22 protein-coding genes and 1 riboswitch are annotated in these 23,282 nt (G+C 60.7%); of the genes, 13 read left to right on the forward strand and 9 right to left on the reverse strand.

Features of this window, described 5'->3' with window-relative positions; all coding sequences use genetic code 11:
- The first annotated feature begins 94 nt into the window (after nucleotides 1-94).
- Nucleotides 95-1,489 (forward strand): sodium-dependent transporter, encoded by a 1,395-nt coding sequence (locus BMZ63_RS05180; protein ID WP_091702618.1) that lies wholly within the window; start codon nucleotides 95-97, stop codon nucleotides 1,487-1,489.
- 86 nt (nucleotides 1,490-1,575) lie between these two features.
- On the opposite strand, the gene BMZ63_RS05185 is transcribed toward BMZ63_RS05180, so the two are convergent.
- The 4 genes from BMZ63_RS05185 to BMZ63_RS05200 all read right to left on the reverse strand — a co-directional run bounded on the left by BMZ63_RS05185 (nucleotide 1,576) and on the right by BMZ63_RS05200 (nucleotide 6,594).
- On the reverse strand, nucleotides 1,576-3,147 hold the full coding sequence (locus tag BMZ63_RS05185) for a methyl-accepting chemotaxis protein (protein ID WP_091702621.1): 1,572 nt from the start codon (nucleotides 3,145-3,147) through the stop codon (nucleotides 1,576-1,578).
- Between the two features lie 152 nt (nucleotides 3,148-3,299).
- Nucleotides 3,300-3,878, reverse strand: coding sequence for a QsdR family transcriptional regulator (locus BMZ63_RS05190; RefSeq protein WP_091703158.1), 579 nt, complete (start codon nucleotides 3,876-3,878; stop codon nucleotides 3,300-3,302).
- 141 nt (nucleotides 3,879-4,019) lie between these two features.
- Complete coding sequence (locus BMZ63_RS05195) at nucleotides 4,020-4,727, reverse strand: 3'-5' exonuclease (protein WP_091702624.1); 708 nt, start codon at nucleotides 4,725-4,727, stop codon at nucleotides 4,020-4,022.
- Complete coding sequence (locus tag BMZ63_RS05200; RefSeq protein WP_091702627.1) at nucleotides 4,720-6,594, reverse strand: putative nucleotidyltransferase substrate binding domain-containing protein; 1,875 nt, start codon at nucleotides 6,592-6,594, stop codon at nucleotides 4,720-4,722. The genes BMZ63_RS05195 and BMZ63_RS05200 overlap by 8 nt, the downstream gene beginning before the upstream one ends.
- 131 nt (nucleotides 6,595-6,725) lie before the next feature.
- Between BMZ63_RS05200 and cobU the strand changes: the two genes are divergently transcribed.
- A complete protein-coding gene (gene cobU, locus BMZ63_RS05205) occupies nucleotides 6,726-7,262 on the forward strand; it encodes a bifunctional adenosylcobinamide kinase/adenosylcobinamide-phosphate guanylyltransferase (protein WP_091702629.1) in 537 nt (178 codons plus the stop codon).
- Here the strand turns inward: cobU and BMZ63_RS05210 are convergent.
- Both BMZ63_RS05210 and cobT read right to left on the reverse strand, forming a co-directional pair.
- Complete coding sequence (locus BMZ63_RS05210; protein ID WP_091702632.1) at nucleotides 7,240-7,854, reverse strand: histidine phosphatase family protein; 615 nt, start codon at nucleotides 7,852-7,854, stop codon at nucleotides 7,240-7,242. The genes cobU and BMZ63_RS05210 overlap by 23 nt on opposite strands.
- The gene (gene cobT, locus BMZ63_RS05215; RefSeq protein ID WP_091702634.1) at nucleotides 7,855-8,913 is read right to left on the reverse strand and encodes a nicotinate-nucleotide--dimethylbenzimidazole phosphoribosyltransferase; all 1,059 of its coding nucleotides are present in this window, start codon (nucleotides 8,911-8,913) and stop codon (nucleotides 7,855-7,857) included. It lies immediately after the preceding gene.
- Nucleotides 8,914-9,043: 130 nt separating this feature from the next.
- Here cobT and cbiB point away from each other — a divergent pair, with 130 nt between their 5' ends.
- From cbiB to bluB, 10 genes are all read left to right on the forward strand, one after another.
- Complete coding sequence (gene cbiB, locus BMZ63_RS05220; protein ID WP_091703161.1) at nucleotides 9,044-9,979, forward strand: adenosylcobinamide-phosphate synthase CbiB; 936 nt, start codon at nucleotides 9,044-9,046, stop codon at nucleotides 9,977-9,979.
- Entirely contained in the window at nucleotides 9,979-11,019 is a 1,041-nt protein-coding gene (gene cobD / locus BMZ63_RS05225; protein WP_091702637.1) for a threonine-phosphate decarboxylase CobD, read from the forward strand. The genes cbiB and cobD overlap by 1 nt, the downstream gene beginning before the upstream one ends.
- Before the next feature lie 21 nt (nucleotides 11,020-11,040).
- A riboswitch (cobalamin riboswitch) is annotated at nucleotides 11,041-11,270 on the forward strand.
- A 147-nt stretch (nucleotides 11,271-11,417) separates the two neighbouring features.
- The gene (locus tag BMZ63_RS05230; RefSeq protein ID WP_091703164.1) at nucleotides 11,418-13,274 is read left to right on the forward strand and encodes a TonB-dependent receptor domain-containing protein; all 1,857 of its coding nucleotides are present in this window, start codon (nucleotides 11,418-11,420) and stop codon (nucleotides 13,272-13,274) included.
- Nucleotides 13,275-13,295: 21 nt separating this feature from the next.
- Entirely contained in the window at nucleotides 13,296-14,222 is a 927-nt protein-coding gene (locus BMZ63_RS05235) for a cobalamin-binding protein (protein ID WP_227663458.1), read from the forward strand.
- A gap of 15 nt (nucleotides 14,223-14,237) precedes the next feature.
- Nucleotides 14,238-15,209 carry a FecCD family ABC transporter permease gene (locus tag BMZ63_RS05240; protein WP_091702640.1) on the forward strand — a complete coding sequence of 324 codons (972 nt, stop codon included), beginning with the start codon at nucleotides 14,238-14,240 and terminating at the stop codon, nucleotides 15,207-15,209.
- A 23-nt stretch (nucleotides 15,210-15,232) separates the two neighbouring features.
- A complete protein-coding gene (locus tag BMZ63_RS05245) occupies nucleotides 15,233-16,003 on the forward strand; it encodes an ABC transporter ATP-binding protein (RefSeq protein WP_091703169.1) in 771 nt (256 codons plus the stop codon).
- Between the two features lie 225 nt (nucleotides 16,004-16,228).
- Nucleotides 16,229-17,548, forward strand: coding sequence for a cobyrinic acid a,c-diamide synthase CobB (locus tag BMZ63_RS05250; RefSeq protein ID WP_091703172.1), 1,320 nt, complete (start codon nucleotides 16,229-16,231; stop codon nucleotides 17,546-17,548).
- A gap of 11 nt (nucleotides 17,549-17,559) precedes the next feature.
- Nucleotides 17,560-18,171, forward strand: coding sequence for a cob(I)yrinic acid a,c-diamide adenosyltransferase (gene cobO / locus BMZ63_RS05255; RefSeq protein WP_091702642.1), 612 nt, complete (start codon nucleotides 17,560-17,562; stop codon nucleotides 18,169-18,171).
- Nucleotides 18,172-19,641, forward strand: a complete 1,470-nt coding sequence (locus BMZ63_RS05260) for a cobyric acid synthase (RefSeq protein ID WP_091702645.1) — start codon at nucleotides 18,172-18,174, stop codon at nucleotides 19,639-19,641. It abuts the gene before it with no gap.
- Nucleotides 19,638-20,339: a 5,6-dimethylbenzimidazole synthase gene (bluB, locus tag BMZ63_RS05265; RefSeq protein ID WP_091702648.1), complete on the forward strand. Its 702-nt coding sequence runs from the start codon at nucleotides 19,638-19,640 to the stop codon at nucleotides 20,337-20,339. Before BMZ63_RS05260 ends, bluB begins: the two co-directional genes overlap by 4 nt.
- Before the next feature lie 24 nt (nucleotides 20,340-20,363).
- Here the strand turns inward: bluB and BMZ63_RS05270 are convergent, their stop codons facing one another.
- Together BMZ63_RS05270 and BMZ63_RS05275 are read right to left on the reverse strand one after the other, a co-directional pair.
- Complete coding sequence (locus tag BMZ63_RS05270; protein ID WP_091702650.1) at nucleotides 20,364-20,783, reverse strand: hypothetical protein; 420 nt, start codon at nucleotides 20,781-20,783, stop codon at nucleotides 20,364-20,366.
- Between the two features lie 16 nt (nucleotides 20,784-20,799).
- Nucleotides 20,800-21,378, reverse strand: coding sequence for a nucleotidyltransferase domain-containing protein (locus BMZ63_RS05275; protein WP_091702653.1), 579 nt, complete (start codon nucleotides 21,376-21,378; stop codon nucleotides 20,800-20,802).
- Between the two features lie 146 nt (nucleotides 21,379-21,524).
- On the opposite strand from BMZ63_RS05275, the gene BMZ63_RS05280 reads away from it, so the two are divergent.
- On the forward strand, nucleotides 21,525-22,193 hold the full coding sequence (locus BMZ63_RS05280; protein WP_091702656.1) for a DNA-3-methyladenine glycosylase I: 669 nt from the start codon (nucleotides 21,525-21,527) through the stop codon (nucleotides 22,191-22,193).
- A gap of 235 nt (nucleotides 22,194-22,428) precedes the next feature.
- Here the strand turns inward: BMZ63_RS05280 and cobS are convergent, their stop codons facing one another.
- Complete coding sequence (cobS, locus tag BMZ63_RS05285; protein WP_091702659.1) at nucleotides 22,429-23,190, reverse strand: adenosylcobinamide-GDP ribazoletransferase; 762 nt, start codon at nucleotides 23,188-23,190, stop codon at nucleotides 22,429-22,431.
- Nucleotides 23,191-23,282: the final 92 nt, after the last annotated feature.

Genomic DNA, 23,282 nt, shown 5'->3' on the forward strand with positions numbered 1-23,282 from the left:
TGCTGGCAGAATCCCGCCCCAATTGCCCGGAACTTCCTTTCCGGCGCACATTCAATTCGTAGTTTCCTTAGCCAAAAGCACAGGAAGAACACTCATGAGTCAGTCCAACTCGGCATCCAGCGGCGGCAACGGGGCTCGCGGCCTCTGGTCATCCCGGCTTGCGTTTATTCTGGCGGCTACCGGTTCGGCCGTCGGCCTCGGTAACGTCTGGAAATTCCCCTATGTCACCGGCGAGAACGGCGGTGGTGCCTTCGTTCTGGTGTACCTGCTTTGTATTGCCATCATCGGTATTCCCATCATGATGGCGGAAGTCTTTATCGGGCGGAACGGACGCCATAACCCGATTACCAGTTTCCGGCTTGTGGCCGAACGTAACCTGGCGTCGCCGGGTTGGCGCCTGTCGGCGATAGTCGGCATGCTGGCCGCCTTTATCATCCTGTCGTTTTACTCGGTGATTGGCGGCTGGGCGGCCTCTTACGTGGGCCATGCTGCGGCTGGCGACTTTACCGGTGGCGATGCCGATTCCATCGGCGCGCTGTTTGGTGGTCTGCTGGGTAGTCCCCTTCAGCTACTGGGCTGGCACACCCTGTTCATGGCCCTGGTGGTCCTCGTGGTGTCCCGTGGCTTGAAAGGTGGTCTGGAGCGGGCCGTTACCATTTTGATGCCGGCGCTGTTCATTCTGCTGTTGCTGGTGGTTGGCTATGCCACAACCACAGGGCACTTTGGTGAAGCCGTCAGCTTTCTGTTCAACCCGGATTTCGGTGCCCTGACGGTGAACGGCGTGCTGGTGGCCCTGGGCCACGCCTTCTTCACCCTGAGTCTGGGCATGGCAATCATGATGGCCTATGGCTCCTATCTCGGTACCGATGTGAACATCGGCCGTACCGCCATCAGCGTGGCGATCATGGACACCGTGGTGGCCTTGCTGGCGGGCCTGGCCATCTTCCCGGTGGTCTTTGCCAACGGCCTGGAAGCCGGTGCCGGCCCCGGGCTGATTTTCCAGACCCTGCCCCTGGCCTTCGGCGCGATGCCCATGGGCAGCGTGTTCGGTACCCTGTTTTTCGTACTGCTGCTGTTCGCCGCCTGGACCTCCGGCATCTCCCTGCTGGAGCCGGTGGTTGAGTGGGTGGAAGAAAAGACCACCCTGGGCCGCACGGGCAGTGCCGTACTTGCTGGTGGTGCCTGCTGGGCGCTGGGTATTGTCTCCATCCTGTCGCTGAACGTCTGGTCGGATGTGACACCGCTGGGCATGTTCGCGGCCTTTGAAGGCAAGACCATCTTTGATCTGCTGGATTACTTCACCGCCAACATCATGCTGCCGCTGTCTGGTCTGCTGACCGCCGTTTTTGTCGGCTGGTTCGTGGCGAAGGAATCGCTGCAGGGCGACCTGGATCTGCGCGGTGGCGGCTTCAGCCTGTGGTATAACCTGATCCGGTTCGTAACCCCGGTTGCGGTGCTGATTGTGTTTATCTACAACCTCACCGCCTGACCGGTTCCGGTTGTCAGGCAAAAGAAAACCCCGCTGCCGGTTTGTGCCGGTAGCGGGGTTTTTTGTGGGCTAACGGAAGGAGCGGGTCAGACCTTGAAGCGCCCCACCTGGGTGCTGAGTCCTTCGGCCAGACGGGCGAGCTCCTCGCTGGCGCTGGACACCTGCTCGGTGGAGGCGGCGCTGTGCTCGCCCACATCCCGAATGCGGGTGACGTTCTGGTTGATGTCTTCAGCCACGGAGGCCTGCTGCTCGGCGGCGGTGGCGATCTGGCTGTTGTACTGGCGGATTTCTTCCACCGCATCGGCCATCTCGCGAATGGTGGTGCCGGCCAGCTCGGCCCGCTCCAGGGTCTGCTCACCGAGCTTGATGCTTTCCTCCATGGTGGTTACCGAGCCTTCAGTGCTGGTCACCAGGTTGTTGATCAGCGTTTCAATCTCTTCTGCGGAGCTTTGTGTGCGCTGGGCCAGAGAACGAACCTCATCGGCCACCACGGCAAAGCCACGGCCTTGCTCACCGGCGCGGGCGGCTTCGATGGCGGCATTAAGGGCCAGCAGGTTGGTTTGCTCGGCCACGGATTTGATCACATCCAGTACCGTGCCGATATTCTGAGTGTCGCTTTGCAGGCCATGCAGCTTCTGCATAACGTTGCTGATGTGGCCGTTCAGGTCGGTGACAAATTTCAGCGCCTCCTTGCCGGCCTCGTCGCCTTCATTGGATTTCTGACTGGCGTACTGAGCGGCGTTGAACGCTGATTCCGCACTCTTGGCCACATCGTTCACCGTGGCCACCATCTCGTTCATGGCGGTGGCCACCTGGTCGGTCTGACTCTGCTGGTCGTTCACGCCCTGGCGGGTTTCCCGGGTTACTGCCGACAGCTCTTCGGACGATGAGGCGATACTGGCAGAGCCCGAGTCGATCTCCTTGATCAGCTCCCGCAGGCTGGTCACCATGGTGCTGAAGGCGGCCAGCAGAGTGCCGAACTCATCGCCCCGGTCGGCGTCTACCCGCACGGTGAGGTCACCGGAGGCGACCCGGTTGGCGACCTCGACGGTCTGGTTGATCGGGTTGGTGATGGAGCGAATCATGAACCAGGCAATCAGGGTGCCCAGGACCACGGCGGCGATAGTCAGCACCGCCAATTGCAGTAGCGCAGAACTGTATTGATCCTCCATGCGGCCAACCTGGATTTCCTGCAGCGAGACGGCTTCATCAACCATGGCCCGGGCAGTCTTTCTCAGGGCCTCCTCGGAATCGCTCACTGCGGAGGGGTTGCGCTCCATGTTCTTTGCCAGCTCTTCCAGCTGGCGTTTGTAGACTTCCGCGTTTTCGGCAATGAAATCGATCTTTTCATCGTTCTCCACCGAGGCCAGCACATCTTTCAGGGGCAGCAGGGTTTCCACCGCCTGGTCGACCAGGCTCTCTGCATTTGCCCGGTATTCGTCGTCCTGACGTAATTGAAAGTTCTTCTCCTCGGTTCGCGCGTCCAGAAGGTAGGACTCCGCGGAGCTCGCGCCGGCCACAATCAGCGAGCGCTGGTTGTACGATTGCAGGGTGGTCACGCTGATGACAGCGACAATCACCGTCAGCAAAACCAGCAAGGCGAAGCTGGCGCCGAGCTTTTTGCCAACCGAGACATTATTCAGTTTGGCCAGGGACATAAGTTTTCCTTGTTTGCTGGAAGGAAGGGGGGGGCACTGTTTGGCAATGCCGGTAATAGGTTTACGGAAAACCTTGCGAAACCTTTACATTATTTTTGAAATTTGATGTAAGTCAATGTTGCGAGATAACAAAGATACATTTGGTGTGAGCATTATACTTTTCCGCCCAGCAGAATACGTACCGCCGTGCAGGCATCTTCCAGCTCGTCCTCACGGGGCTCACGACCACCAATTAGATCACTATATAGGCAGGATTCCGCGATCCGGATCATAAAGTAGGAAAGGCTTTGTATGTTCATGGGCGGTGTCAGGTGGCCGGCCCGGATTTCGTCTTTCAACAGGCGGGTGTTCAGCTCCACGGTGCGGGTGTGCAGGGTGGAGTGGGAGGAGGTCAGCATTTTCAGCGCGTATTCCGGATCCTGGTGCAGGAATTTGCGCAGGGGTTTGAAATGCAGGGCGGTCACGTTGATGTAGCGGTACACGCCAACGATGTAGTCAATGCCCTGGCCGGGGGTGTTGGAGCGGGCTTCTTTGTACAGCGGCTCGTACAGTGACCAGAGTATCTCGGCAATGAGCAAATCACGGTTGCCCACCCAGCGAAACAGGGTGGCACGGCCGATGTTCAGATCGTCTGCCAGCGCGGCGAGGCTGATTTTCTCGCCTTTGAGCCACAGTTTTCTGGCGCGGCGGAAGGCGTCCAGGGGCGTCGCTTTGGTGTGTTGAGCGGGCACTGCCACCTCTGTTCGGGATTTGCGGGTATTCTAGCGGGCTCCGGCTGTTTTGCCTATGTTGCCCGCCAGTTTTGGAGTTTCCTCGGTAGCCTGACAATTTGTGGTACGTGGCACGAAACAAGTTTGAGGCAAGATGACCGTCTAAACCCACAAATCCCCGACAGGTGTATCTGCACTAAAATGGTGCGAAATCTGGGCCTGTAGCAACTCCGCTGTGGCGATGGCGTCAATCAGGGCGTTGTGGCCGGTGTAATGAGGCAGGCCGTAGCGTAACCGGCTGTCTGGCAGGCGGATGGACAGGGGCTCGGCGCCCAGCAGGCGCTTGAGGAAGCCCGGATTGCGGTCCGGGTGCAGGTGGGCTTCGATGGCCATGGTATCGATGACCGGGAAACGCAACTCCTCTTCCAGGCGGGATTGCAGCGCCTTGTTCAGAAATGGGCGTTCGATGTTCCGGTAATGGACCACCGGCACATGGCCATTCAGGTAACCAAACAGGGTATAGAGTACCTCGCTGAAATCCGGTGCCTGCTCGATTTCGCTGTGGGTGATGCCGTGGATAGTGACAGACGTCTGGTGCAGTGGCAGTCGCGGGCGCACCACCTGATGCCAGGCTTTGCCCAGCTGTATGCCCTCCAGCGTGAAGGGCACCACGCCAACGCTGACGATGGCATGTTCTTCGGCATCCAGACCGGTGGTTTCGAAATCCAGGGCCAGTAAAGGCACGTCTCGAATGGGCGTTTCCGGGGCCGGGCAGCCGGCTTCGTAGAAGGCGCGAATGCGGCTGTCCCTGGCTTCGGCGGCCAGCGCCCGGTATCGCTCCGGCCAGGTGCCGGGAGGCAGTTCAGACATTGCGCACACCCCCCGCGTTGTAGCGGAAACGCAGGAATTTCTGGGCGTTACTGACCACCTGGAAGGCGTCTTTGAGGTGGCTGCGCTCGAACGGTGACAGGTCCTCCGGGCGCACGTTGTTGTCCGGCTCGCGCCCTTCTTCAATGGCCAGGGCCTGGTGGCGGATGCGTACGATGGAGATGAACTCCAGGGCGTCGCGCAGGTTGCCGGCGTCGTCATCCATCAACAGTTTGGTTTTGGCGATGTCGCGCAGCCGCTCGAACGAATTCTGGGACCGGCTGCCGCAGGCCAGGGCGTGCACCCGGATCAGGTCCGACAGGGGCGCGGTGCCCCGGCGCTTGAGGTTGAAGCTTTTCTGGTGCTTGCCGTCCTCTTCCATCACAAAGGTACGGAAAAAGCCCAGTGGCGGGGTGCGGTTCAGTGCGTTGCGGGCCAGGAAGGTCAGGAAGCGCTGGCTTTCACTGGCTTTGCTGGCAATCAGGTCTTTAAGCTCCTCGGCGAAGCGGGTTTCCCCGTGGATGCCGTCAAGGTCAAAGAAGATGTTGCTGTTCAGCAGCGCTTCCGCCTTCGGGTTCTCGATCCAGTCGGTGAAATAGCCTTTCCAGACTTTTAACGGCTGGCGCCATTTCACGTTGGTGGCCATGATGTCGCCAGTGCAGTAGGTGTAGCCACATTCCGCCAGGCCGTCGGACACGAATTTCGCCAGCGCCAGGAAGTATTCGTCGTGTTCCTCGGGGATGAAACTGTCGTCCAGCACCATGGCGTTGTCCTGGTCGGTGACCACCAGTTGTTCATCCCGGGCCATGGAGCCGAGGGCCATGAAACAGTAAGGCACCGGCGGGGGGCCGAGCTTTTCCTCCCCCAGCTCAAGCAGACGCTGGCTGAAGCTGCGGCCAATGCCGGCCATGGCGCTGCCGATCATGTGGGAGTTGGCGTCTTCGTTGACCATGCGCACGAAGCTGTCGCGGATATCCAGGCTGAGCTTTTTCAGGCTCTTCACGTCCTGCTGGTGGTAGATGTTGCTCACCAGGTACAGGCTGCTCTGGCTCTCGTATTTCACGATATCCGACAACGCCACCACGCCGCGGATTTCATCGCCTTCCATGACCGGCAGATGGTGCACGTTGTTGTGCAGCATGGTGAGCATGGCTTCGAAGATATAGCTGCGGGCGCTGATGGTAATCAGCTCTTCGGTCATGATCTCGCTGATCGGTGTTTCCGAGGCCAGGGCGTTGGTCACCGCGCGGGTGCGCAGGTCCCGGTCGGTGATGATGCCTTTGAGCCGGTGCTGGTTGTCGGCGTCATCCACCAGAAGCAGCGCCGAGACGCCGTTGTCGGTCATAATCCGGGCGGCTTCCTGCAGGCGCACGGTGGCTGGCGCGCAGATGGGCTGGCGGGAAATCAGTCGGGTGACCTTGGCGGTCATCAGCTCGTTGGATTTTTCCTGACGGGAGACGGCGGAGCGCAGGCGGCTGCGGTCTTCCACTTCGACAAAGTCGGCGAAGTTCTCGTCGTTTTCCCACAAGAACTGGAAGGTTTCGAAGGGAATCTTGTACACCAGCGTGTCTTCCAGTGCCCGGGCGGGGAAGCGCACCTGCTGGTTTCGCAGCAAGCCGAACTGGCCGAAGATTTCCCCCTCGGTGACCCGGTTGTACAACTCGCCCGAGCGCCGGTAGATTTCCACGGCGCCGCTGCGTACGTAATGCAGCCAGTAGTTTTGCTGCTTCAGTTCCAGGATGTCGGTGCCGGCGCGATAGTAGGCCACTTCAAGAGTGGTGACGATGCGCTCGAGCAGCTCTTCGGGCATTTCATCAAACGGCGGGTACTGGGCAATGTGGTTGCGAATATCGAGCAGCTCTGCCTGCATGGGCTCTCCGTGTTGGTCGCCGGGTTCCTGTGCCGGTCTGGTTGCCGGCTGTTATTGTGTCTGGCAACTATAGCAGCTGTCGGTTTTGCTGGTGTACCTTTGCCGCAGAATCAGCGTGTTGGAGGCAGAGAATGTGCAAAAAAGTACTGATTACCGGCGGTATCCGCTCGGGCAAGACCGGGCTGGCCGAGCAGCGGGCCATGCAGGCGGGCCCGGCGGTGTTTTATGTGGCTACGGCCACCGCCGGCGATGATGAAATGGCTGCCCGTATCGAGCGGCATCGCCGGCTTCGCCCCGATGACTGGGGGCTGGTGGAAGAGCCCCTGCGCCTGGGAGAAGTGTTGTCGGATTTCCGCAAGCAGCCGTGCGAGCCACCCCTGCTGCTGATCGACTGTATGAGCCTTTGGCTGAGCAATCTGCTGTTTGCCGGTGGCGAGGTATTCAGCGAGGAGAAGGCATTGTTCCTGCGGGAAGTGTCGGACTATCCGGGTGACCTGGTGGTGGTCACCAACGAAGTGGGTCTGGGTACCATCGGCATGGATGCCCTGACCCGCCGGTTTGCCGACGAGCTGGGCTGGATGAATCAGGCTCTGGCCGAGCGTTGTGACGAGGTGGTGATGTCTGTGGCGGGCTTGCCGCTGACCCTTAAAGGTCCGGCACCGGCGTGAGGCTGAGCATGCTTCGAAAGGTGCCGAATTCCGACTGATCCACGCGAACGCGGGCGCGGCAGCCGTAGGGCACGGCCAGACCGGTGAATGAACGTTCCAGGGGGATGCCGAGGATGTCGGCCAGCACCATGCGGATTACGCCGCCATGGCAGACCACCAGCACCTTCTTGCCCGCCAGTTTTTGCTGCCATTGGCTGAAGCTTTCGGTCACCCGCCGATAGAACTCCGGCACCGGTTCGCCACCCGGTGGGATGTGGTTGATTGAATCCTGCCAGAAACGATTGAGTTGGTCTCCATAACCCTGCTGAACCTGTTCGGCGGTCAGGCCTTCCCACTCGCCAAAGCCGATTTCCCGCAGGTTGTTTTCCACATGAAGTGGCAGCCCGCGTTCTTCGGCGAGTGTTTCCGCAAACGCCCTGCATCGGGCCATGGGGGAGCTGACGATGACGTCCCAATTGTCATCGTTGCTCACTGCCGCCCGCATCTGCTGCCAGCCCTTGGTGCTTAGTGGGTCGTCCTGGCTGCCCCGGAACATGGGGCCCCCTTCGGGCTCGCCGTGGCGTATCATGTCGATCACAGTGGTGGTGCTCATTCAGGCTCCGGGTTTGTCGCTGACGCCGGCATCGGCGAAAGTGGCCATCTGATTATGCAGGGCGCAGGCTGTGCGTAACAGCGGCACGGCCACGGCGGCGCCGCTGCCTTCGCCCAGTCGCATGTGGAGGTCCAGCAGGGGAGCCGCGTTCAATGCTGCCAGCACCGATTGATGACCAGGTTCCGCCGAGCGGTGGCTGAACAGCAACCAGTCCCGCACGCCCGGTTGCTGACGGGTGGCGACCAGGGCCGCGACGGAGACAATAAAACCGTCCACCAGAACCGGAATCCGGCGGGCGGCACAACCCAGTATGGCACCTGTGAGCCCGGCGATTTCGAAACCGCCGAGGGAGGCGAGTACGCTGAGTGGTTCACGATCTTCCCCGTGACGCTCCAGCGCGGTTTGTACGACCCGGGCCTTGTGGCTGACGCCTTTGGCATCCAGGCCCGTGCCCGGGCCAACCAGTTCTTCGGGGCGGCGGTCAAGCAGGGCGCAGGCCAGGGCAGCCGCGCTGGTGGTGTTACCAATGCCCATGTCGCCACCAATAAAAAGCCGGGCCCGGTTGTCGGCGGCGCGTTGAGCCGCCTGATCGCCGGCGTTCATAGCTTTTTGCAGCTGTTCGTGTGTTAACGCGTCGGTTTTGGCAAGGTTCTGACTGGTTTGAGCAATCACCTGATGCCATACGCCGGGAAGCGCCGGTACTTCGCCCACGGTACCGAGATTAACCACTTCCAGTTGTGCGCCCAGCTCCCGGGCCATCACGCTGATGGCCGCGCCACCGCTGGCGAAGTTGGCAATCATCTGGGCGGTGACCGCCTGGGGGAAGGCGGAAATACCCTCGTCGCACACGCCGTGGTCGCCCGCGAATACAGAAATGTGCACCCGGTCCACGGAGGGGCTTTCACTACCCTGCAACGCGGCCAGCTCAATGGCTAGCTGCTCCAGCCTGCCCAAAGACCCGGGTGGCTTGGTCAGCACCTGTTGGCGTTCGCGGGCCTTGTCGGCAAGGCGAGCGTCTGGCCTGGGGGGCGGTTGGGTGCAACTGGTGGGCAGTGGCATGGGGTGTTTCCTGATGGCCGGTGAAGCGAGGGATGGTCTACCGGGGTGGTTTGGCTGTCAAGTTGAGGGACGTGTCGGGTAGACTTGCCGGCAATTAGTTCAAGGAGCCTGAATTGTGGAAATCTGGGTCATGCCGGTGATCGTGTGTATCTCGGCACTCCTGCTGGATCATCTGCTTGGCGAGCCGCGTAACTGGCACCCGTTGGTCGGCTTCGGCAACCTGGCTGTGCGGGTCGAGCGTTGTCTGAACCGGCAGCCGGGCCGCTCCGGCAAATCGGTGCTGGCTGGTGCCTTCGGCCTCTTGGTGGTGTGTGGTCCCTTTTTCGCGCTCGCCTTACTGGCCGAAGTCTGGTTAACGGGATGGTGGTTGCTGATCATTCAGGCGTTGGTGTTGTGGTTCGCCCTGTCACTGCGGGGTCTGGCTGAGCACGGCCGAGCCGTGGCCGAGCCGCTTGCCAGAGGTGATCTGGATGAGGCTCGCCGCAAAGTCGGCTTTATCGTCAGCCGTGATGCCACAGCACTCGATGAGCAGGGTGTGGCAGCGGCGGCTTCCGAATCCATGCTGGAAAACGGCGCCGATGCGGTATTCGCCAGCCTGTTCTGGTTTCTGCTGGCGGGACTGCCCGGCGTGATTCTGCATCGCCTGGTTAACACCCTGGATGCCATGTGGGGCTATCGGAATGCTCGTTTTCTGTATTTTGGCCGATGCGCCGCCCGGCTGGATGATGCCATGAACTGGATTCCCGCCCGTCTGACCGCCCTGACCTACGCCCTGGTGGGGCGAACCCGTCTGGCGCTGCGCTGCTGGCGCGAGCAGGCCCGGAGTTGGGACAGTCCGAATGCCGGGCCGGTGATGGCATCGGGTGCTGGTGCACTGGCTGTGACCCTGGGCGGGCCGGCGCCTTATGCCTCTGGCGTTAAGCAGCGTCCGGTTCTGGGTAATGGTCCGGCGCCGCAGGCGGCCACCGTGGACAACGCCATCCGTCTGGTGCAGCGGGGTGTCGTACTCTGGCTGGTGGTGTTGGTGGTTGCCGCCGTGTTTTACAGTCTCTCCGGAGGGCAGTGATGCGAGACCCCCTGGGCAATCGTCGTCCAGACCAGCTCAGCCTGCCGGAGCACGGCGGCCGGGTGGCCCGGGCGGCCCGGCAATGGGGCATTCCTGAAGATCAGTGGCTGGACCTGTCGACGGGCATCAATCCTGTTTCCTGGCCGGTTCCCGCCATCCCTGCCTCGGTCTGGCAGCGCCTGCCGGAGGATGACGATGATTTGCCCTCCGCGATTCGCCACTGGTCCGGCGCCCCTGCTGCCGCGTCTTGCCTGCCTGTGCCCGGCAGCCAGGCGGCCATCCAGCTATTACCGCAGTTATACCCGCGCGGCCGTGTGGGTATTCCGGTGCCCGGGTATCGGGAACATGAGTATTGGTGGCGCCGGGCCGGGCACGAGACAGTTCCGGTTGCCCTGGACCGGGTTCAGCGGGATGACCGTTGGCTGGATTCCGTGGACGTGCTGGTGTGGATCAACCCGAATAACCCCACTGGTCTGGCAATCCCGGCCGGGCATCTGCGGCAGTGGCACCAGCGTCTTCAGAGCCGGGGCGGCACACTGGTGGTGGACGAGGCGTTTGTTGCTCCTGGCGGGAACCAGAGCCTGGCACCCTTTACCGGCACGGCAGGCCTTGTGGTGTTGCGTTCACTGGGCAAGTTCTTCGGCCTGGCGGGGGTGCGGGCCGGAGCCGTGCTTGGCAGTGACGAGGTGATTTCAGCCCTGGCTCACAGGCTCGGGCCCTGGGCCATGAGCGGTCCGGCCCGTTATGTCATGCAACGGGCCCTGGGGGATGAGTCCTGGCAGCGCCGGGCAGATGTCCGATTGCGTGAATCCGCCCACCGGTTGCATCAATTGCTGTTAACGCATGGCCTGGGCGAGAGTTCGGGTACCGAATTGTTCCGCTACCTCGCTCACCCGAACGCTGCGGGTATTCATCAGGCGCTGGCCCGGCAGGCGGTTCTTGTCCGGCGGTTTGAAGCGCCCTCCGCCATTCGGGTTGGCCTGCCGGACGACGAGGCTCAGTGGCGCAGGCTGGACGCCGCCCTTGCCAAATGTCATTGACCAGACATTAACCAATTGTTAGCCTTGCCCGCGTTTTCAGGTGTCCCTGGCAAAGCTGCCAGGGGTGAAACGGGAAGCCGGTGCGCTCAAACCTTTTCTTTTGAGCTAGTCCGGCGCTGCCCCCGCAACGGTAATTGAGTAAACAGCCATCGATGGCGCCACTGTGCTGACACACGGGAAGGCGATGGCTGCGGTTCCAGCCCCGGAACCGGCTCAAGAGCCCGGAGACCGGCCTGATAACACACCAAATGCTGCGGAGGGCGGCAACGGTGGGTGAAGGCCTGTGTTTCCCCGTGCGATAATCCGCGCTCCTTTCTTCATCCCCCCATTTCTTGCCTCTGCAGCCCGAACGTTAACTGTCGTGCGGGTGCAGCACGACTTGATGGTGAGAAATGATTATGGGTATTTCCAAGGCCTCCCCGGCCCTTCTTTGCTCCACGCTTTCTTTTGCATTACTGCCACTGGCTTCTGCTGTTGCCCAGGCTAACGAATCCGAATCCTCCAATGACACTTCAGAACTGGACCCCATTGTGGTCACCGCGACGCTCGGCCCGCGTACCGTGGGTGAGAGTTTGTCATCGGTGACGGTGATTGATGAGGAGGAGATTCGGGAGAAGGCGCCGAATGATTTCCAGGATTTGCTGCATGGGCAGCCAGGTGTTTCTGTTAAAACCAACGGCTCGTTTGGTAAAACAACGAGTGTATACACTCGTGGCACGAGTAATGCCTCCACACTTTTCATGGTTGATGGCGTTCGCCTGCACTCTGCAACATCCGGAGGTGCATCCTGGCAATATTTTCCGCCCGAACTGGTTGAGCGCGTAGAAATTGTGCGTGGTCCGAAAAGCTCGCTATACGGGGCAGATGCTCTCGGTGGCGTTGTGCAGGCGTTTACCCTGGACCCTGAGAAGGATAGAACCGGTTGGATCGAGGCTGGAACGGGTAACTTTGATACACAGAAAACCGCTGCCGGTGTTGGTGGGAAATTTGGCAATACCCGTGTCAGTTTGAGTGGTGTCCACCGGGAAACCGACGGCACGGCCGTGGTAACCGACGGTGAAGATAAAGGTTATCGCAATACCTCAGGTGTTGGCCGCGTGGCTCACGAGTTTCATAGTGGTGGCGAGGCTAGCGTCATGATGTTCCAGAGCGGCGGGTCAACCGAGTATGACGGCGGGGAAATTGATTACCTGCTTCGCACCGTCGGAGCCAGTCTGGATGCTCCGGTGAATGATTATTGGCGTCAAAGGGTCCAGTTCTCTGAGTCACGGGATGAGACTGAAAACCTTGCCTGGGGTTCTGAATTCAATACTCGGACGCGTATAGCCCGCTGGACCAATACTCTGACCTGGGATGTGCATGAGTTCGCAGTAGGCACGGAACTTATGAGTGACGAAGTAAAGAGCACGACAGCGTTTGATGAAACCAGCCGAACCAATGCTGCATTATTCGGTCAGTTGCGGCTGAATTTCGGCCCGTCGGATCTGCAGTTGAGTTTGCGTGGCGACGATAACGAGGCCTATGGAACGAACGACACAGGTGCAATTGCGTTGGGTCACCAGTTTGATCGTTCCCATCGGATGCGTGTGAGTTATGGAACGGCATTCAGAGCGCCCACATTTAATGACCTCTATTATCCGCTTGAGGTGTATGGCCCCGATTCTTCTTATTCAGGTAACCCTGAACTGGAGCCGGAAGAGTCCGAGACCTTGGAGCTTGGTTTTAGCGGTAACTACCAAACATGGTTCTGGGACGTAGCAGCTTATCAGTTGGATGTGGAAAACCTGATTGCGCTCGAAACCGATTCGAGCGGGCTGATGTCACCAAAGAATGTGGACAAAGCGCGAATTCGTGGATTGGAGTTGCAGAGTGGGTTAAAGGTAAACGGTTGGACCGGTAAAGCTTCTGTCTCGTTGATGGATCCTGAAAACAAAGCGAATGGCAAGGATCTTGAACACCGAAGCACCCAGACACTGAAATTGGATCTCAGCAAGCAGATTGATACCTGGAACCTGGGAGCTACGCTGGTTGCGGCGAACCACAGTTACGATGACGAAGCCAACGATGATCGTTTACCTGGGTATGGAACCCTTGATTTACGAGCAGGCTGGAATTTCGCGCCGGGCTGGTCCAGCAAACTATCTGTGAAGAATGTATTCGACAAGGAACGTCAAATTTCGGAGAAATCCGACGGGGTTTACTACATTACCGCCGGCCGCACCGCCATGCTCACCGTTCGCTACGACTTCCAGTAACCCGCTGGCACAGGCAATCGCATGATGAACCCGGTATCCAGCATCAGTGAATCACGACAAGCGCGGGCCAGACATCTGGTGATGGTCTCACTGTGTGTTTTGGCCTGGTGGGCAGCTCCGGCCATGGCTGAAGTCTGCGCCACCGATGCCCGGGACCGTGAGCTCTGCCTCGGCCAGCCGGCCAAGCGGATTGCCGCCCTGTCGCCCGGTGCCACGGAGCTGGCCTGGGCGGCCGGTGCCGGTGAAAAAGTGGTGGCTGTGGTGGACTATTCCGACTACCCACCCGCCGCGCGGCAAGTGCCCAAGGTGGGCAGCCACACCCGGCTGGACATGGAGCGTCTGTTGGAGCTAGAGCCGGATTTGGTCATTGCCTGGGTAACGGGCAATCCGGAGGAACAGGTGGAAATGCTGGAAGAGCTCGGCTTGCCGGTATTTTCCATCGAACCGCGTAATTTTGAGGCGGTTTCCACCACCATCGAGCAATTGGCCACTCTGGCGGATACAGAAACAGAGGGCTTTGCCGAGGCCCAGCGTTTCCGCCGGGGTATTGATGAGCTGCGCACCGAGTACGCAGAGGCAGAGCCGGTGCCGGTGTTTTACCAGGTCTGGGACCAACCCTTGATGACCGTGAACGATGAGCACCTGATCGGTGAGATGATTCAGCTGTGCGGGGGCGACAATGTCTTTGGCGACCTGGACCGCCTGGTGCCCCGAATCAGCCCGGAAGCGGTGATCTCCGCCGACCCGGAGGCCATCCTGGCCGGCGGCATGGGCGAGGAAAATCGTCACTGGCTGACCCGCTGGAAAGACTTTCCGGACATGACCGCGACGGCGCGGGACAACCTGTTTTTCATTCCGCCATCACTGGTGCAGCGCCCTACACCGCGCATGCTGGAAGGTACCCGGCTGTTCTGTGAAAAACTCGAGGTGGCCCGTGGCCGTCGCTGATCCCGGAGTGTGCTGTTGACTCGTCCTATTGGTGTGCCCCTGGTCATTCTGGCACTGGCCAGCTTGCTGGCCATCGGCCTGTCTGTGGCCATTGGCAGCGTGGCCCTGACGCTGACGGATCTTGGTGCGGTGCTGTTTGGCGATGCGCCGGCGTTGCACCGGACCCTGGTGCTTGAACTGCGCCTGCCCAGAACGCTGGCGGCCTTTGCCACCGGCGGCCTGCTGGCCGTGGCTGGCGCACTGATGCAGGTGTTGCTGCGCAACCCGCTGGCCGACCCCTACGTGCTGGGCCTGTCCGGTGGCGCTGCGGTAGGCGCCTTGTTGGCCATGCTGGCGGGGCTGGGTGGATTGCTGGTATCCGGTTCCGCTTTCGCTGGTGCTCTGCTGTCGACCCTGATGGTCTTTGGTCTGGCCCATGGCACCGGCAGCTGGACGCCCTCGCGCCTTTTGCTCACCGGTGTTGTTGTCGCTGCCGGCTGGGGCGCGGTCATCACCCTCATGCTCTCCATCAGCCCTGCCCGCGAACTGCCGGGCATGCTGTATTGGTTGATGGGCGACGTTTCCTACGCCAGAACACCCTGGCCGGGTCTTGTCTTGCTGACCCTGATTTGCCTGGTGGTGATCCCCCTGGGCCGCAGCCTGAACGTACTGGCCCGTGGCCCCCTCCAGGCTGCCGCCCTGGGCATTTCCGTAAGGCCCATGGAGTGGCTGATCTACCTCCTGGCCAGCCTCCTGACCGCCACAGCCGTCACCATGGCCGGGAGTATCGGCTTTGTCGGGCTGGTGGTACCGCACATGCTGCGCCTGGTGCTGGGCAATGACCAGCGCCTGATCCTGCCCGCGTGCGCCTTTGCCGGTGGTACTTTGTTAGTGCTCGCCGACACCCTGGCGCGGGTAGTCATCGCCCCGGAACAACTGCCGGTGGGAGTGATCACCGCCCTGCTGGGCGTGCCCACCTTCCTGTACCTGCTGTACCGGAGCCGCTGATGGTTGTCACCAAACGCCCGACCATGCAGACCCTGAGCACCCGACAGCTGGTGATCGACATTCCCCATCGCCCGGACGGCTATCCTCTGGATTTAACTATCGAACCGGGCCAGATCTGGGGTGTCCTGGGCCCGAACGGCGCCGGCAAAACCACCCTGCTGCACACCCTGGCCGGACTGCGGGCACCCCGGGCCGGTTCCCTGTGCCTGGACAACCAGCCCACGGGCACGTTGAAACGCCGGGCGTTTTCCCAGCAGGTAGGCCTGGTCTTCCAGGATCACCAGGACGGCTTTCCGGCGACGGTACTGGAAACCGCCCTGATCGGCCGCCACCCCTGGCTCTCCCCCTGGCAGATGGAAAGCGCCGATGACGTGGCCATGGCCGAGCGTGCCCTGGAAGCCCTGGACGTGCTGCACCTGAAGGACCGCCTCGTCAGCACCCTTTCTGGCGGCGAGCGCCAGCGCGTGGCCATCGCCACCCTGATGACCCAGGCGCCCCACACCTGGTTGCTGGACGAGCCCACGAACCATCTGGACTTACACCATCAGGTGGCGGTGATGAAACTGCTGACCGAAAGGGCGAAAGCCGGCAACGCCATCTTCATGTGTCTGCACGACCTGAACCTGGCCGCTCGCTGGTGCGACAATATCCTGCTGATGTACCCGGATGGGGAAGCTTGCTGGGGCCGGGCGGAACGCATGCTGGTGCCAAGTGCACTGGAGCGTTTGTACAACCAGGACCTGACCACGGTGGAAGTGGACGGCGCGCCATTTTTTGTACCAAAACGAGGCTAGCAAAAGTTTATGTCGAGGGAGTGGGGTAACGCCTCTCGAGACTGTCTGCAGCATGGATGCTGCAGACAAGCCCCCATGGATTGGCGCAGAGGTCGGGTACCGCCTTCCGGGACCGTCAAAAACAGGGATGTTTTTGTCGAGCGTACAGGGATGTATTTACCGCGTGTCCCGGAAGGCGGTACCCGACCTCTGCTTACGCCCTTACTTTCGGACAAATTGGTATTTATGAGAGCAACTGTACCCGCAGCAATGATCACCGCCCCCGGCTCCGGCCAGGGCAAGTCCATGGTCACCGCCGCCCTGGCGCGCCTGCACCGTAATGCCGGCTTGAATGTGCGTGTCTTTAAACACGGCCCAGACTACCTGGATCCCATGGTGCTGGAAGTGGCCTCCGGTAACCCGGTTTACCAACTGCACCCCTGGATGACTGGCGAGAGCGAATGCTGCTGGCGGCTGGCCGAGGCGGCGCAGACCGCCGACCTGATTCTGGTGGAAGGCTCCATGGGCCTGTTCGACGGCGACCCCAGCAGTGGCGACCTGGCCAAACTGGTCGGGATTCCCGCCCTGCCGGTTATCGATGCCAAGGGCATGGCCCAGACCTTCGGTGCGGTGGCCTTCGGCCTGGCCCGGTTTGATCCGGAATTGCCGGTGCTTCAGGTGATCGCCAACAAGATCGGCAGTCCGTACCACGGCCAGCTCCTTAAAGAGAGTCTGCCGGAAGGCATCGACTTGCTGGGTGCGATTCCCCGTAACGAGGCCATGGATATTCCGGACCGTCACCTGGGGCTGGTGCAGGCCAACGAGCTGTCGGATTTGAGTGACCGCCTGGACCAGGCCGCCGAAGTGTTGAAAGCCGCCGGGCTGGACGCGCTGCCGAAGCCCGTGGAGCTCAGCGCGGAATCACCCACAGCGTCTGAACGCCTGTTGGAAGGCCACCACATCGCCATCGCCCGCGACGCCGCGTTCAGCTTTCTTTACCGGGCCAATCTGGACCTGCTGGAAGCCATGGGCGCGGAGCTGCACTACTTCTCACCGCTGGCGGATACCGAACTGCCGGAGGCGGACGCCCTCTGGCTGCCGGGTGGTTACCCGGAATTGCACGCCGCGACACTGGCCGCCAACACCCCGATGCTGGAGGCCATTCGTGCCTTTCATCAGGCGGGCAAACCGATACTGGCCGAATGCGGCGGCCTGATGGCCTGCGCTGAAACCCTGGTGGACAAGGAAGGCGGCGAGCATGCCCTGGTGGGTCTGCTGCCTGGCCGGGCCATCATGGCGGGTCGGCTGAAGGCGCTGGGCTTGCAAAGTCTGGACACGAACCTGGGTGATTTGCGGGGCCATACGTATCACCATTCCACCCTGGAAACGCCGTGGCAGCCGGCTGCCCGAACCCGCAAGCAGGCCGGCTCCGAAGGCGAGGCGGTGTATCGCCAGGGCACGCTGACGGCCAGTTACTTCCATGGCTACTTCCCCTCGGCCCCGGCCCTCGTGGCTGCGATTTTCCGGGGCGAATCCTTCGCCGTTACCCATTCATCATCCCAATAAGGAGTGCCATCATGCGAGAGCGCGCAAAAGAACCCGAACGCCACGCCAGGCGCATGGCCGCCAAACAGAAAATCATGCAGGAACGCATTGCCCGCGCCCAGAACGAACAGGGTGTGCTGCTGGTTATGACCGGCCCCGGCAAGGGCAAGAGCAGTTCCGGCTTTGGCATGGTGGCCCGGGCCCTGGGCCACGGCATGAAAGTGGGCATCGTGCAGTTCATCAAGGGCGCGTTCAGCACCGGCGAAGAAGCGTTCTTCCGGGATTTGCCCAACGTGGACTACCACGTGATGGGCCAAGGCTACACCTGGGACACCCAGAACCGGGAGCAGGACGTGGCCTCCGCCAACGCCGCCTGGGAAATCGCCGCCGCCATGCTGAAGGATGACAGCTACGACCTGATCCTGCTGGACGAACTCAACATCGCCCTGAAGTACGACTACATCGACCTGGACCGGGTGCTGGATGATCTTCAGGGTCGGCCCGAGATGCAGCACGTGGTGGTCACCGGCCGTCATGCCCCGCAGGAGTTGATCGACCTGGCCGACACCGTCACCGAGATGGGCGTGGTCAAGCACGCGTTCAAGGACCAGGGCATCAAGGCCCAGAAGGGTGTGGAGCTGTAAATGGCCACGCTGATGGTGCAGGGCACTACCTCGGATGCCGGCAAGACCACGGTGGTTGCCGCCCTGTGTCGATGGCTGGCCCGCCAGGGGGTGTCGGTGGCGCCGTTCAAGCCCCAGAACATGGCTCTGAACAGCGCCGTCACCGTGGACGGTGGCGAGATTGGTCGCTCCACCGCCCTACAGGCGCTGGCTTGTGGGCTGGAGCCTCACAGCGATATGAACCCGGTTTTGCTCAAACCCCAGAGCGACCGGGGAGCCCAGGTGATCCTGCGCGGGCGCGTACATGGCAACATGGACGCGCTGGATTACCACGCCTACAAGGCCGAGGCCATGAACTCGGTGATGCAGAGCTGGCAGGCGCTGAGTGCGCGATACGATATGGTGATCGCCGAAGGCGCCGGCAGCCCGGCGGAGGTCAACCTGCGAGCCAACGACATCGCCAACATGGGTTTTGCCGAAGCGGCGGACTGCCCGGTGCTGCTGGTGGGCGACATCGACAAAGGCGGCGTGTTCGCCCAACTGGTAGGTACGCTGGAATTGATTTCCGAGAGCGAGCGGGCGCGCACTGCCGGGTTTGTCATCAACCGCTTCCGGGGCGACATCGCCCTGCTGGAACCGGGGCTGGACTGGCTGCGCGAACGCACAGGCAAGCCGGTGTTCGGCGTGCTGCCCTACCTGCATGGCCTGGTGATTGATTCGGAAGACAGCGTCGCTGCGGCCGGAACCAGTGAGGCGGGTGCGCTCAAGGTGGTGGTGCCGGTGCTGCCACGCATCAGCAACCACAACGACTTCGACCCCCTGCGCCTGCACCCGGGTGTGGACCTGATGTTTGTCGGTCCGGACGAGCCTATCCCCCCGGCGGACCTGATTATCCTGCCCGGCAGCAAAAGCACCCGACACGATCTGTCCTGGCTGAAACAGCAGGGCTGGCCCGAGGCCATTCGCCGACACCTGCGTTATGGGGGAAAATTGCTGGGGATTTGCGGTGGCTTCCAGATGCTGGGGCAACGGGTGGACGACCCGGAGGGCCTGGAAGGCGAACCGGGCAGCACCGAGGGGCTGGGCTGGCTGGCCATGACCACCCGTATGGTGCCGGGTAAGCAATTGCGTTATGTCTCCGGCCCACTGAACCTGGCCGCTTCAGGCGGGGAGAACGCGCCCATCATGCAGGGCTACGAGATGCACAACGGCGTCACCGAAGGCCCGGCCCTGGCCCGGCCAGTGGCGGAGCTGGATGGCCGCCCGGACGGAGCCATCAGCGAGGATGGCCAGATTCTGGGCACCTACGTGCACGGCCTGTTCGACGAGCCCGAGGCCTGCGAGGCCTTTCTTCAGTGGGCCGGCCTGAAAACCGGCGATGCACGGTCCGTGGATTACCAGGCCCACCGGCTGCAACAGCTCGACCGCCTGGCGGACCAGGTGGAGCAGTGTCTGGATACCAACGCCCTGAAAAGGCAGCTGGGTTTATGAACGATTCAAACCAAACCTTTACCGAAGCACAGCGGGAAGGTCTCTATCGGGCCATTTTCGAACGGAGAGATGTGCGCTCCCAGTTTCTGCCCGATGCCATTCCCGACGAGGTGCTGGCCCGCTTGCTGGAGGCGGCTCACCACGCGCCCTCGGTGGGCTTCATGCAGCCCTGGGATTTTATCGTCATCGACAGCGTGGATGTGCGCCGGCAAGTGCTGGACAGCTTCAACGCCGAAAACGACCGGGCGGCCGCCAACTATCAGGGCGAACGCAAGGAGCGCTACCAGAGCCTGAAACTGCAGGGCATTCTCGACAGCCCCATCAACCTGTGCATCACCTGCGACCGCAGCCGGGGCGGCCCGAACGTGCTCGGGCGCAACTCCATTATGGAAATGGACCTGTTCAGCACCTGCCTGGCGGTACAGAACCTGTGGCTGGCGGCCCGGGCGGAAAACATCGGCGTGGGCTGGGTCAGCATCCTGAGCCAGGAACGGTTGGCGGAGATCCTGCAATTGCCGGAACACGTCTACCCGCTGGCCTACCTGTGCCTGGGCTATGTCAGCGAATTCCTGGACCAGCCGGAGCTTCAGGCCAAGGGCTGGAGGTCGCGCTTGCCGCTTGAGGAACTGGTGCATGGCAACCAGTGGTCCGGGCCTCTGGTTAACCAGGAGCTAATGTCGCGTTTGAAGAAACGCTGAAATAAACCCGCCTCCAAGGCCTCCTCAGTCCCTTATAGGAGGCAAAGCTTCAACAAGCTTCTGGAGTTCCCGGGTAATAACAATCAGCTCTTTGAGTAATTGAGGGTTCACATCCACCTGCCCCTCGTACTCAGCCAGGTTGCGAGCGGAATGGCATTTATCCAGCACCCGCCATTTTCCGTTGGATAATCCCACGGTGTGTTGCAGACATTGGAAAACGATATAGCGGCTTTCGGAGCGATAGCCGTGCCATCTCAATGCCGCAAGAGACAAGGCATGTGCAGCTCCATAGGCAAGAGAAAACTGGCTGTCGGGTGAGAGTCCTTCCAGACTGGCGTCCCGGAGTTTGGTGTCGGCTGCACGAAGCATGCCCTCAAATTCCTTTTTATCAGGCTTTTCTATCTTCAAACGATGGATTTTAACCAGGTTATCAAGTGCTTCCATGCGAGATCCTTGTGGTTTAATGCTGAAAATTCAGTTCAATGCGGGGTTGCTCTAATACCCTTGTCACAAAACTCTGTTGTTCCTGAATCCGTTTTTCGAAGTCGGATACCGAGTATAGCGTGGGGTTTATGGTTCGTTGTAGTTGTTCCTCAGCAGGCGCCAACAGTTCCATGATGTCGCTGTAGCTGAGCTCGTCGCCGATCAACATCAGATCAATATCGCTTTCGGCATGGGCCTCGCCTTTGGCAATGGAGCCATAGATGAATGCCCGTTTGATATGGTCTGATAGCGGTATCAGAGCTTTTTGAACAACTTCGGCTACGCCAAAGGTTTTTTGGACGATGTTTGCCAAATCCTGAAAAATCGGGTTTTGTGTATTTGCACGGTAGTGATTCTGGTTGCCTCGCGACGTCATGCTGACCAGCCCTGAGCCCGTTAACTTGCCCAGTTCCCTTACGACGGACCCTCGGCCGACCTGAGCCAATCGCATCAACTCGTTAAGGTAGAAGCTTTGGTCTGGATGGCCATAAAGAATGGCCAACAGGCGTTGTTGGGTTTTGGTAAAAAGGGCGTCACCGATACTTGTGCCGGGCATTGGTATGCTTGTCTCTATTCAGGAGTCCTATCCTGGGTACTATAGTCCCTAATTTGGGTATGACAAGTCCCAATTTGGGTACGATAGGTCCCGAATTGGGTACAATGCGCGGCATAGAGCATACAGAGCAGTTAAAAGGAGCCAGCATGCAATTCTCTACTTTCTATGACCAGGCACTGATTCGGAAAGGCGGTGAAGCTGCTCTGCAGTCATTACTTCCCTACGTGGTGGAAAAAAGCCATCTGGCGGAAATCAGCGACGACCGTTACCTGTCCGAGATGACCCGCTGCATCTTCAAGGCGGGCTTCGTCTGGCGGGTGATCGAGAACAAGTGGGCCGATTTTGAAGAGGCCTTTAAGGGGTTTGTGCCGGCCTACTGGCAGCAGGTGCCACCGGAGGTGTTGGAGGAACTGGCCAAGGACGAGCGCATCGTGCGCAACCTGCAGAAAATCCGCACCGTGCCGGAGAATGCCCGCATGATCATGGATGTGGTGAAGGATCATGGCAGCTTTGGCCGCTTCCTGGCCGATTGGCCCAGCATCGATCAGGCCGGGTTGCTGTTATACCTCAAGCGCAATGGTTGCCGTCTGGGCGGTAAATCTGCGCAGTATTTCCTGCGCCGCGTGGGCTGGGACGGCTTCATCCTGTCCCGGGACGTGGTCACCGCCCTGACCCGGGCGGAGATTCTGGATGCCGCCCCCACCAGCCAGAAGGGGCTGAAACAGGTGCAGGCAGCGTTCAACCAGTGGCATGAGGAGACCGGGTTGCCGTTCAGTCACCTGTCGCGGATTGTTTCTTTTACGGTGGATAACTGACCGCATGCTGATGGAGTCGGACAGTCTGAGGTGGGTCTTTCCAAAACACGCTGTAAAGACGTCCATGTCCCGCTCGAGCTCCGCCCTTCAGCGCTTATTGCTCCTGCGTCGCGCTGAAGGTCCAGGGCAGGCCCTCCATGGCCAGCCCGTGAAGAGCTTTCGCTCTTCACCCATGGCTCCGCACGGTTTTGGAAAGACCCACCTCAAACTGTCTTACAGCTGCTGAGTCAGCCTTCTAGAGAAATAGCAACAACACCAATTCGCTTAATACTACGCTAGCCCCCAGCGCATCGCCGGTGTAGCCACCCAACTGGCGTTTGAGATAGGCGCCCCAGCAAAGTGCCACCAACAGCACCGCCGCCAGGGTGCCGGTGATCAGGAACGGCTGCCAGAATGAGAGAGTGCCCGTAAGCACCATGACAAAACCAACGGCGGCCAGCAGTCGGGCGGTGGAGAAGCCATCCGCCACCGGTTTGGATTTGCTCTTATCCGGATCGGTCACGTAGTTGAGTGTGGCCATCAGCAGCAAGGGGGTGAGCCTTGCGACCGCCGGGGCGGCCAGTAGCGCCAGCCAGATGTGCTCCGCTTCGGCCAGCAACGCCACTTTCAGCAGCAGCGCCATCACCAGGGTTACCGTGCCGTAGGTGCCAATGCGGCTGTCCTTCATGATCGCCAGGCGTTTTTCCACGGTGTAACCCCCGCCCAGCGCATCCACGCTGTCGGCCAGCCCATCCTCGTGGAAGGCGCCGGTCAGGAACAGGTGCACGATCACCACCAGGATGATCGAGACCAGCGGGCTGAAGGCCAGGCTTAGCAGGCCGTACACGCACAGGTAAATGACGCCCAGCATCAGGCCCACCAGGGGAAAATACAGGCTGCTCTGGTTCATCAGGCGCTGGGAGTAGTCGATGCGCGCCAGCATGGGGATGCGGGTGAGAAACCCCACGGCCAGCCAGAAGGCCTGCCATTCGCGTTTGAAGCTGGGCTCGGTGGGCATGGGCGTCTCCGGGGATTGGTGAAAACGCCCATTGTACCGGTTAAGAAGCCTTGATGAATGGCGTCAATTCAAGGCATTGCGCAGGGCTGCCA

Origin of the sequence: Marinobacter persicus (genome assembly GCF_900114155.1) — a bacterium.
GTDB classification, from domain to species: Bacteria; Pseudomonadota; Gammaproteobacteria; order Pseudomonadales; family Oleiphilaceae; genus Marinobacter; species Marinobacter persicus.

What these genes read in the sequence shown, in the direction of transcription:
- BMZ63_RS05210 (WP_091702632.1), bottom strand. Translation starts at nt 7,854, where the DNA reads ATGAGCACCACCACTGTGATCGACATGATACGCCACGGCGAGCCCGAA.
- BMZ63_RS05180 (WP_091702618.1), top strand. Translation starts at nt 95, where the DNA reads ATGAGTCAGTCCAACTCGGCATCCAGCGGCGGCAACGGGGCTCGCGGC.
- BMZ63_RS05280 (WP_091702656.1), top strand. Translation starts at nt 21,525, where the DNA reads ATGCAATTCTCTACTTTCTATGACCAGGCACTGATTCGGAAAGGCGGT.
- cobT (WP_091702634.1), bottom strand. Translation starts at nt 8,913, where the DNA reads ATGCCACTGCCCACCAGTTGCACCCAACCGCCCCCCAGGCCAGACGCT.
- cobU (WP_091702629.1), top strand. Translation starts at nt 6,726, where the DNA reads ATGTGCAAAAAAGTACTGATTACCGGCGGTATCCGCTCGGGCAAGACC.
- cobO (WP_091702642.1), top strand. Translation starts at nt 17,560, where the DNA reads ATGCGAGAGCGCGCAAAAGAACCCGAACGCCACGCCAGGCGCATGGCC.
- BMZ63_RS05270 (WP_091702650.1), bottom strand. Translation starts at nt 20,783, where the DNA reads ATGGAAGCACTTGATAACCTGGTTAAAATCCATCGTTTGAAGATAGAA.
- cobD (WP_091702637.1), top strand. Translation starts at nt 9,979, where the DNA reads ATGCGAGACCCCCTGGGCAATCGTCGTCCAGACCAGCTCAGCCTGCCG.
- BMZ63_RS05275 (WP_091702653.1), bottom strand. Translation starts at nt 21,378, where the DNA reads ATGCCCGGCACAAGTATCGGTGACGCCCTTTTTACCAAAACCCAACAA.
- BMZ63_RS05230 (WP_091703164.1), top strand. Translation starts at nt 11,418, where the DNA reads ATGGGTATTTCCAAGGCCTCCCCGGCCCTTCTTTGCTCCACGCTTTCT.
- BMZ63_RS05260 (WP_091702645.1), top strand. Translation starts at nt 18,172, where the DNA reads ATGGCCACGCTGATGGTGCAGGGCACTACCTCGGATGCCGGCAAGACC.
- BMZ63_RS05235 (WP_227663458.1), top strand. Translation starts at nt 13,296, where the DNA reads ATGATGAACCCGGTATCCAGCATCAGTGAATCACGACAAGCGCGGGCC.
- BMZ63_RS05200 (WP_091702627.1), bottom strand. Translation starts at nt 6,594, where the DNA reads ATGCAGGCAGAGCTGCTCGATATTCGCAACCACATTGCCCAGTACCCG.
- BMZ63_RS05245 (WP_091703169.1), top strand. Translation starts at nt 15,233, where the DNA reads ATGCAGACCCTGAGCACCCGACAGCTGGTGATCGACATTCCCCATCGC.
- bluB (WP_091702648.1), top strand. Translation starts at nt 19,638, where the DNA reads ATGAACGATTCAAACCAAACCTTTACCGAAGCACAGCGGGAAGGTCTC.
- cbiB (WP_091703161.1), top strand. Translation starts at nt 9,044, where the DNA reads ATGCCGGTGATCGTGTGTATCTCGGCACTCCTGCTGGATCATCTGCTT.
- BMZ63_RS05250 (WP_091703172.1), top strand. Translation starts at nt 16,229, where the DNA reads ATGAGAGCAACTGTACCCGCAGCAATGATCACCGCCCCCGGCTCCGGC.
- BMZ63_RS05195 (WP_091702624.1), bottom strand. Translation starts at nt 4,727, where the DNA reads ATGTCTGAACTGCCTCCCGGCACCTGGCCGGAGCGATACCGGGCGCTG.
- BMZ63_RS05185 (WP_091702621.1), bottom strand. Translation starts at nt 3,147, where the DNA reads ATGTCCCTGGCCAAACTGAATAATGTCTCGGTTGGCAAAAAGCTCGGC.
- cobS (WP_091702659.1), bottom strand. Translation starts at nt 23,190, where the DNA reads ATGCCCACCGAGCCCAGCTTCAAACGCGAATGGCAGGCCTTCTGGCTG.